We start from the raw sequence: 9,236 nt of genomic DNA, 5'->3' as shown, positions 1-9,236 counted from the left end.
CACTGCTGGGTAGCTATGTATGGTTGAGATAAACGCTGAAAGCATCTAAGTGTGAAACCCACCTCAAGATGAAATTTCCCATTCCTTTATGGAAGTAAGACCCCTAAGAGATGATTAGGTAGATAGGCTAGAAGTGGAAGTGCAGCAATGTATGGAGCGGACTAGTACTAATTGGTCGAGGACTTAACCAAGTAAGGTTGTTCTCTAAAAGAAATAATAATATCTAGTTTTGAAAGAACGAAGTTCTTTCAGATAAATAGTGTGGTGGCGATAGCTAGAAGGATACACCTGTTCCCATGTCGAACACAGCAGTTAAGCTTCTAAACGCCGAGAGTAGTTAGAGGATCGCCTCTTGCAAGGGTAGGAAGTTGCCGCGCAATTTTGAGAGTTTTCGATGTTTATCGAAAACTCTTTTTTTATATAAAATTCTATGTTTTATGGTAAAATAACAATTAATGTACATAAATAAGGAGTAATTTATATGAAAAAAATTAAACTCTCTTTAGGCTGGCAGATACTTGTTGGCTTAATTTTGGGAATTATATTGGGGATAATTTTTTATAAAAATGCAACAGCAATTACTGCAATGCAAAGTATTGGAACTATTTTTATCCGATTAATCCAAATGATTGTTATTCCAATTGTTATTTCTTGCTTAACAGTAGGAATCGCAAGTATTGGTGATATTCATAAATTAGGTAGAATTGGTGGGAAAACCATTTTATACTTCGAACTTATGACCACTATAGCCATTATTTTGGGTTTAATTATTGGTAATATTTTTCATCCAGGAGATTTTATTAATGTTCATGCTTTACATGGAACTGATATTACTCAATATTTAGCAACTGCTAAGAGTGCTAACCATAGCGGAATTTGGGGGACATTAATTGGACTTATTCCAGTCAATGTTTTTAACTCGATTAGTAGTGGTGATATGATGCCAATTATTGTTTTTTCAGTATTATTTGGTTTAGGCACATCGGCAATTGGTGAAAAGGGAAAAGTAATCATTGATCTAATGGAATCTATTTCTCAAGTAATGTTTAAAATCACAGGTTGGATTATGAAATTATCACCTATTGGTGTTTGTGCTTTGATAGGTGTTACTTTAGCCGAATTAGGACTTTCGGCGCTTGCACCTCTAAGTTACTTTGTATTATTAACTTACGCCACAATGGCTATTTTTGTACTTCTAGTAATGGGCGCTGCTGCGAGAATCTTTGGCTTTAGAATTTTTGACTTATTAAAAGTTGTTAAAGAAGAAGCAATTTTAGCATTTTCAACTGCAAGTTCTGAAGCAGCTTTACCTAGAAACATTGATAAAATGGTCAAATTTGGTGTAAGTCCATCAATTGTATCTTTTGTTATTCCTACCGGATACACTTTTAACCTTGATGGTTCAGCTATTTATCAATCATTAGCTGCATTATTCCTTGCTCAAGCTTATGGAATTCATTTATCAATTGGGCAACAAATTACATTATTAATTACTTTAATGATTACCTCTAAAGGAATGGCAGGAGTACCAGGAGCTTCATTTGTTGTATTACTAGCTACTTTATCTACTGTTAATATTCCAATCTCTGGAATGACCTTTATTGCGGGAATCGATCGTTTTATCGATATGGCACGTACTGCAGTTAACGTCATTGGTAATTCATTGGCAACCATTATTATTGGTAAATCCGAAAATGAATTTGATACTAAAAAAGAGAAAGCTTATATGGCAAAGCTTAAATAAAGATACAAAAAAGGACTCAGGATATATTCCTGAGTCCTTTTATTTTATTATCGTAGATAAACAGCAATTACTTTGGCGTAAGTCATGTTCCCACAACTCAACGAAGATTTCTGTGTAATCTCATAATTACTCATTTTATCTAATTAATAGTAAGCTTGGTATAAACTGTTGTTCATACCTCCCCAATTAGTTCCCTAAAAGGTGAAGCATCAATAGTTAATTAAATAATATTAAATTTTAAATTACTGTTATTAATTGCTGACCATTCACTGTCATTCAAATGCAATTAAAGGATACTGAGATAACCAACAACAGTTAATTTTTCCTTAAATAATCTATAGCTAAAAAGTAAAGCATATGAGTTCGGGAAAATTAACTGTCAGTGGTTGTCTCAATTCAATTTTTAAAGAATTGAAACAACATTTGACAATAATTTTCCCTTGATAGAATGATCTTTGGACGCTCCAGGATCAAAAGGTAATTCTGCCATAGTTGTTTTCCCTCCTTTGAAAATCAATAATTATTTCTTTTACTATTTAATTATAGTACAAAAATGATTAATCAATCAAGTTAATTACATCTTCATATTCATTTTATCGTAGCATTCCATACCACCTAAATTAAGTTCTGATGGTTTAACACCACGTTCCTTAGCAAATGCATTCATTAAGGTATCCATGTCCATTAAATTGAATTTTTGTGGCTTCTTAGGATCTTGTACTTCAATTTGTGCCATCATACCACCATCTTCATGTTCAATAATATGGCAATGATACATAAACACACCAGTATGATCGAACCATACTTTAATTTTAACGGTTTCATTAGGATCAACAGCAATAGTATCTTTTAAACCAGTTTCATTAGGATATGGTGCTTTACCATTACGTGATAGAACTTGGAATTGGCAACCGTGCATGTGATATGGATGAATCATACCACCATCACAGTCATTAGAATTAGTGATTTCCCAAATTTCACAACTACCTAATGTTTGTTTGGAATCGATACGTTGCATATTGAATTTTTTATCATTAATTGCGACTTCTTCATCCATACCGGACATTATAATTTTATGCACTGGGGTATCTGGAGTAATCTCAGGTGCATTCAATTTAAATAATTTATCTGGAAGAGTGGAATCGTCTTTAGCAAATTCGTGAATTCTAAAATGGACAATTGGAACATCATCGGAATACAATGTCACTTCATCGCCAGGTTTATAATTACTGAAATCAACTACAATTTCTGCTCTTTCAGCACAGGTTAACATTAAGTGAGTAAACTTAACTGGATGTTCTAGTAAACTACCATCACCAGCAATTTGAGTAAATGAAAGATTATCTGAGAAGTGTAATCTCCATTCACGACGGTTAGCACCATCTAAAATTCTAAAACGAACTTTTTGAGTAGTTACATCAAAGTAGGGGTTAACAGTACCATTAATCATTGCAGTAGGACCTTGAACACCATCAGGATCATAGTCAGCATGGTAATCCCATTGATTGTCTTCATGGAATTTACGGTCTTGCAAAATTAATGGAATATCATCGACTCCATAATTTCTTGGTAGTGGTAGTGATGCTTCATGTTCATCCTTGACGACAACAGCAGTAGCTAGACCGTGCCAAACTTGTTCAGCAGTTGATGGGCATGGATGAGCATGCAACCATAAAGTAGCAGCAGGTTGATCACATTTAAAGTTTAAAACTTTTGATTCTCCTGGATAAACAGGGGTATGACAACCACCATCAATGTCACCAGGAACATTTAAGCCATGCCAGTGGTAAGTGGTTAATTCAGATAATTCATTTTTAACAGTGACATGAATATTTTTGCCACGTTTAAAGATGATTGTTTTACCTAATAATGGTTGATTATAACCCCATGTCTTAGTCTTTTGACCAGGCATAATTTGAGATTCACCAGCTTCAGCAATAACTGTGTAATACATATCAGTATCAGTTTCTTTGTCGGGCTTTAAAGCTTCCGGAATCTTTAATTTTTGTTCTGGAATATTTGGTTCTTCTAATGGAACATAACCTCCATCATGAGTGTTGAAAGCAGGTTCATAAAAGAAATAATCATTTATTGTATTTTTATCTTCTGCCATTTATGTTCATCCTTTCTTGATAACATAACTATATAATATGATTATTTATAAACATTTGCAAATGATAATAATTATAAATTGAGTATAAAAAAGAGAGACGAAATTAATCGTCTCTCTAAATTATTAAAAATAATAATTTTATTGTTCAGTGTACCATGGGTAATGGAAGTTACCTTCACGGTCTGTACGTTCATAAGTGTGAGCACCGAAGTAATCACGTTGTGCTTGTAGTAAGTTAGCAGGTAATACTTCAGCACGGTATGAATCAAAGTAAGTAACAGCAGCTGAAAGTGATGGAACTGGAATACCAGCCTTAGTTGCTAAAGCAACTACATCACGTGCAGCACTTTGATACTTGTTAGCAATGTCTGAGAAGTAAGGGTCTAGTAATAAGTTAGTTAACTTAGGATCCTTTTCAAAGGCATCAGTAATGTTTTGTAAGAATTGTGCACGGATGATACAACCTTCACGCCAGATTTGAGCTAATTCACCGAACTTCAAGTCCCAGTCATAGTCTTCTGAAGCGAAACGTAGTTGTTCAAAACCTTGTGCATAACTCATGATCTTACCAAAGTATAGTGCTTTACGTACTTTTTCGATAAGGTCTTTCTTGTCATCTTCACCAATAACGTCAGCAGCTTTTGGTCCATTAAGAACTTTAGCAGCATTTAGACGTTCGTCTTTTAACATTGAGATGAAACGAGCATAAACTGATTCAGAAATAACTGATTGATCAGTACCAATTTCCATAGCGTCCATTGATGACCATTTACCAGTACCTTTGTTAGCACCACGGTCTAAGATCATGTCAACGATAGGCTTGCTCTTGTCTGAACCTAAGTCATCTTTTCTAGTTAAGATATCACCAGTGATTTCGATTAAGTAACTGTCAAGTTCACCCTTGTTCCAGTCCTTGAAGATATCAGCAAGATCATCAACTGAAATACCAGCACCATTACGTAGAATGTTGTAGCTTTCGTCGATTAGTTCTTCATCACCATATTCGATACCATTATGAACCATTTTTACGTAGTGACCTGCACCATTTGGTCCAATGTATGAAACACATGGTTTGCCATCTTTAGCCTTAGCAGCAATCTTAGTTAAAATTGGTTCAACTAAGTCATAAGCTTCTTTTTGGCCACCTGGCATTAATGATGGTCCACGTAGGGCACCTAGTTCACCACCAGAAACACCCATACCGATGAAGTTAACACCGGATTTGTCTAATTCAGCATTTCTCTTCATAGTATCGTGGAAGTTAGTGTTACCACCATCGATTAAAACATCACCTTTATCTAATAAAGGTAATAGTTCACTGATAACAGCGTCAGTTGCTTTACCAGCTTTAACCATCATCATAATACGACGAGGAGTTTCTAGAGATTTAACAAATTCTTCAACAGAGTAACTTGGAACCAAGTTTTTGTCTGCGTGATCCTTCATTACATCTTCGGTTTTTGAAGATGAACGATTATAAATACCTACAGTGAAGCCTCGGCTTTCAATGTTAAGGGCTAAGTTTTTACCCATAACAGCCATTCCAACAACACCAATGTTTGCTTTTGATTCAGCCATTATAAACCTTCCTTTTTAAAGAAAATTGTGTATAAATATACACTTAAATTTTAACATTTTACATATTAAATGTCATATAAATTATTTTTTAATCCATTCGTTACCATCGCGTGCTAATAATTCATCAGCAGCTTTTGGTCCCATTGAACCTGGAGTGTAGTTAGGAAAGGCTGGTTGATCATGATCCCAAACATTTCTAATTACATCAGCAAATTTCCATGCACGACCAACTTCATCCCAACTAGCAAAGTTAGTAGCATCGCCTAGGATAGCATCATGAATAAGTCTTTCGTATGGTTCTGGAGTAGCAGCTTTTTCAGCATCTGATTGAACATGAGTTAAATCAAGTGGTTGCATTTCCATACCTTGTCCAGCTTTCTTACCATTTAGATGTAAGATTACCTTATTAACAGGGTCAACGAATAATGTTAGAACGTTGTTTTGTAAGTCGCCTTCTTGCTTGCCTGAAGCAGCAAAGATATCAATAAGAGGTTTCTTAAATACAATGTCAATACGAGTAAACTTATCAGCTAACATCTTACCAGTTCTGATATAAAATGGTACGTTTGCCCAGCGTTGATTATCAAACATTACTTTACCTGCAACGTATGTTTCTGTATTTGAATTTTCAGGAACATTGTCTTCATGGCGATAATCAGCTTGATCACCATTTTTACCATATTGTCCACGGACAAAGTTTTCACGAACTCCATCTGGTGAGTAGATTCTCATGCTACGTAAAGCACGAATCTTTTCACTACGAACATCAACATCTTTAAATGAAACTGGATCTTCCATAGTAAGGATGCTTAACATTTGCATAGTGTGGTTTTGAATCATATCACGAAGGGCACCAGCCCCATCATAATATCCAGCACGTTCTTCAACCCCTAATTTTTCTGCTAGGGTAACTTGAACGTTTTTAATGTATTTATTATTCCAAATACCTTCGATAAGTGGGTTGCCAAAACGTAATGCTAAGATGTTTTGGACCATTTCCTTACCTAAGTAGTGGTCGATTCTGTAAACTTGGTTTTCGTTAAATGATTTACCTAACGCATTATTTAATTCTTCAGCAGATTCGTAATCACGACCGAATGGTTTTTCGATGATTAAACGATTGAAACCGCCATTATCTGATAAGCAATTATGTGCTTTTAGATTCTTAGCGACAGTACCAAAGAAGTTAGGAGCCATTGAGATGTAGAAAATACGATTTCCTTGAATATCATATTTATCATCTAATTTGTTAGCGTATTCACTTAGTGCATCATAATGTTCAGGATTAGTTACATCATGTGACATGTAATAAAAGTGACTAGCGAAGCCTTTAGCTTCATCTTCACTTTCAGCATTGTCTTTTACTGATTCCACAATAACTTCGTGGAATTTGTCGTCACTCCATTCACGACGACCAGTTCCAATTAATGCAAAATGTTCTTGATCAATGTAGCCCTTTTTATATAAATTGAAAATTGAAGGGTATAGTTTACGTTTAGCTAAGTCACCTGTTGCACCAAAAAGCATGAACAAGGCACGAGTTGCTGTTGCCAATACCGTCACTCCTTATACAAAATTTGAACGAAGCTACAATAAATGTCTAACTAAATAAACGATTTATTTCGCTCTATATACATGGTTATTATATAACACAAATTGAAATTAAAAAAGTATTTTAATTCTACACAAAATGGATATGAAAACGCTTTATTATTTTTATAAGCGAATTGTTTAGAAAAGTGTTCAATAAAAGCTTTATAATTGTATAAATGAATGTTTTACATAAAAGGGGGAATCGTTATGAAGAAAAGAAAAGGATTGGGGATGAAATTAATCTTTATGTATTCTTTGTTACTTAATTCAGGGGCATCGTTTATGTGGCCGCTAGTAACAATGTATATAAATGATTATCTACATAAATCTTTAATGGTTTCAGGAGTTTCATTATTATTAATGTCTAGTTTTATGATTATTGGTAATTATGTAGGAGGATTTTTATTTGATCGATGGTCAGCTTATAAGGCTTCGATGATTGGAATTTCAATCTCAACATTTGCAATTCTTGCTTTAATTTTCTTCAATGGGTGGCCAACATTTGCGATTTTACTACTGTTCTTAGGCTTCGGTGATGGGATTAACTTGACACTACTTAATTCCTATGCAACTACGGTTAAAGATCGCGATGTTCGTTCAGTTTTTAATCTGTTGTATATTGGTTTGAATTTAGGAGTAGTTATTGGAACTGCAATGGTTGGTTATTTATTAAAATATGGGGTTGCAACTGTCTTTATTGCTGCTGGTATCTTTTATGTAGCCCTTTGGTTAATGACTTTCTTTTACTTTAATGTTGATTTTAATGATTCCCAATCACTTCCAGATGATAAGAAAAAAGCAGTTAAAACGGTTGAACATTCTAAAATTAATTTGATTTATCCTATTTGTATGATGGTATTTGGTGTTTATCTAAGTTATACCTTGTGGGAAAGTGTTATGTCTGTTCATATGGTTAATATGGGGATTTCTTTTGAAAGTTATTCTAGTCTTTGGACGGTAAATGGTTTAATGATTGTTATTGGACAACCATTGATTAACTATCTAAGTAAAAAAACTAAAATTAAGATTTCCACACAAGTCTTTATTGGCATTTTAATATTTGCAATTTCTTTCTATGGATTAATATTTGCAAAAAGTTATACAGGATTTTTATTAATTATGATATTTTTAACATTTGGTGAGATGATTGGATTACCTGATGTACCTGCTTGGATTGATCAATTATCCAGTAAATCGGAAAAAGGTAAATACCAAGGAGTATTTAATGCATTAATGTCTGCTGGGAGGGCAATTAGTCCTTTGTATGGTGGATTATTCGTTGAATATTTAGGATATAATCCATTATTTATCTTCACAGCTACCGTCATAATGGTGACATGGCTTATTGTAATATATAAAAATAAAAAATCTGCTTAAATAAAAACGCTTTATGTTTTAAACATAAAGCGTTCTTATTTATCCTTGTAGAAAACCTTGCGATTTAATTGCAGGTAATAAGTCCTTACGATAATTTCCTTTTGAAATATCTGACCAAATATTCTTGAAGAAGTTAGTATCTCGATTACTACCTTTACGATTTTTATAATATTCATTCAATGTTTTATCAAATTTTTCAACAATTTGCATGTCAGGTTCTTGATATCCGTTTTTAAAATGTATAAGTTGATTGTTAATGCGAGGCTTTAAATTAGGCATTGATGCAGGGTGACCAATTGCTAAACCTAAAACTGGAAAGGTTAATTCAGGCAAATGAAACATTTTAATAATCTCCTTAGGATTATTATAGATACTTCCCATAATGGTTCCACCTAATCCCATACTTTCAGCCGTTAATAAAGTGTTTTGTACTGCTAAATCAACATCATGTACTGATGCCAAAAATTTATCTGCAGAATGAAGGGCTTCTAAATTAGCATCTGGTTTGTGATATTTAATAATTTGAGCATTACGATGCTGATCAGCAATGAATAAGAAAAAATGGCCAGCTTTATCTGGTAAATGGTGAAGAGTGATTTCGCCTAAACGTGCCAATTTCTTAGGATCAGTTACACTAATAATTGAATACTGTTGTTCACTCATGCTATTAGAAGTTCTTTGTGCAGCATTGACTAGTATATTAACTTCTGCATCAGTTAATTTTTCATCTGTAAAATCACGAACGCTACGGTGATTTTGAATAGTTTTTAAAACTTCATTATTAATTGCCATGATTTAAAACTCCTTAAGATATTTTAAAAAAGTTTATCA

The 9,236-nt window shown here is 33.7% G+C and carries 6 protein-coding genes and 2 rRNA genes; 4 read left to right on the top strand and 4 right to left on the bottom strand.

The features are described 5' to 3' along the window. The 3 genes from C7N71_RS01960 to C7N71_RS01950 all read left to right on the top strand — a co-directional run. Positions 1-191, top strand: a 23S ribosomal RNA gene (locus C7N71_RS01960); the annotation flags it as partial. 69 nt (positions 192-260) lie between these two features. Continuing rightward, positions 261-377, top strand: a 5S ribosomal RNA gene (gene rrf, locus C7N71_RS01955). Between the two features lie 104 nt (positions 378-481). Further along, complete coding sequence (locus tag C7N71_RS01950; RefSeq protein ID WP_105987499.1) at positions 482-1,744, top strand: cation:dicarboxylate symporter family transporter; 1,263 nt, start codon at positions 482-484, stop codon at positions 1,742-1,744. A 574-nt stretch (positions 1,745-2,318) separates the two neighbouring features. Here the strand turns inward: C7N71_RS01950 and C7N71_RS01945 are convergent. From C7N71_RS01945 to zwf, 3 genes are all read right to left on the bottom strand, one after another. Continuing rightward, the gene (locus tag C7N71_RS01945) at positions 2,319-3,857 is read right to left on the bottom strand and encodes a multicopper oxidase family protein (RefSeq protein WP_105987498.1); all 1,539 of its coding nucleotides are present in this window, start codon (positions 3,855-3,857) and stop codon (positions 2,319-2,321) included. 138 nt (positions 3,858-3,995) lie between these two features. Beyond that, the gene (gene gndA, locus C7N71_RS01940) at positions 3,996-5,435 is read right to left on the bottom strand and encodes an NADP-dependent phosphogluconate dehydrogenase (RefSeq protein WP_105987497.1); all 1,440 of its coding nucleotides are present in this window, start codon (positions 5,433-5,435) and stop codon (positions 3,996-3,998) included. Between the two features lie 81 nt (positions 5,436-5,516). Next, positions 5,517-6,989 carry a glucose-6-phosphate dehydrogenase gene (gene zwf, locus C7N71_RS01935; RefSeq protein WP_105987496.1) on the bottom strand — a complete coding sequence of 491 codons (1,473 nt, stop codon included), beginning with the start codon at positions 6,987-6,989 and terminating at the stop codon, positions 5,517-5,519. A gap of 246 nt (positions 6,990-7,235) precedes the next feature. On the opposite strand from zwf, the gene C7N71_RS01930 reads away from it, so the two are divergent. Continuing rightward, positions 7,236-8,405, top strand: a complete 1,170-nt coding sequence (locus tag C7N71_RS01930) for an MDR family MFS transporter (RefSeq protein ID WP_225361861.1) — start codon at positions 7,236-7,238, stop codon at positions 8,403-8,405. 39 nt (positions 8,406-8,444) lie between these two features. Here the strand turns inward: C7N71_RS01930 and C7N71_RS01925 are convergent, their stop codons facing one another. Then, positions 8,445-9,197 (bottom strand): nitroreductase family protein, encoded by a 753-nt coding sequence (locus C7N71_RS01925; protein WP_225361860.1) that lies wholly within the window; start codon positions 9,195-9,197, stop codon positions 8,445-8,447. Between the last annotated feature and the right edge of the window lie 39 nt (positions 9,198-9,236).

The sequence above is a fragment of the Apilactobacillus timberlakei genome (genome assembly GCF_002993965.1).
In the GTDB taxonomy this organism is placed as follows: Bacteria; Bacillota; Bacilli; order Lactobacillales; family Lactobacillaceae; genus Apilactobacillus; species Apilactobacillus timberlakei.
The sequence above is the reverse complement of the archived record's forward strand: the minus strand, read 5'-3'. Positions and strand labels throughout refer to the sequence as shown.

Excerpts from the sequence above, each read along its gene's own strand:
- C7N71_RS01930 (WP_225361861.1), top strand. The coding sequence starts at position 7,236 with ATGAAGAAAAGAAAAGGATTGGGGATGAAATTAATCTTTATGTATTCT.
- C7N71_RS01945 (WP_105987498.1), bottom strand. The coding sequence starts at position 3,857 with ATGGCAGAAGATAAAAATACAATAAATGATTATTTCTTTTATGAACCT.
- C7N71_RS01925 (WP_225361860.1), bottom strand. The coding sequence starts at position 9,197 with ATGGCAATTAATAATGAAGTTTTAAAAACTATTCAAAATCACCGTAGC.
- C7N71_RS01950 (WP_105987499.1), top strand. The coding sequence starts at position 482 with ATGAAAAAAATTAAACTCTCTTTAGGCTGGCAGATACTTGTTGGCTTA.
- gndA (WP_105987497.1), bottom strand. The coding sequence starts at position 5,435 with ATGGCTGAATCAAAAGCAAACATTGGTGTTGTTGGAATGGCTGTTATG.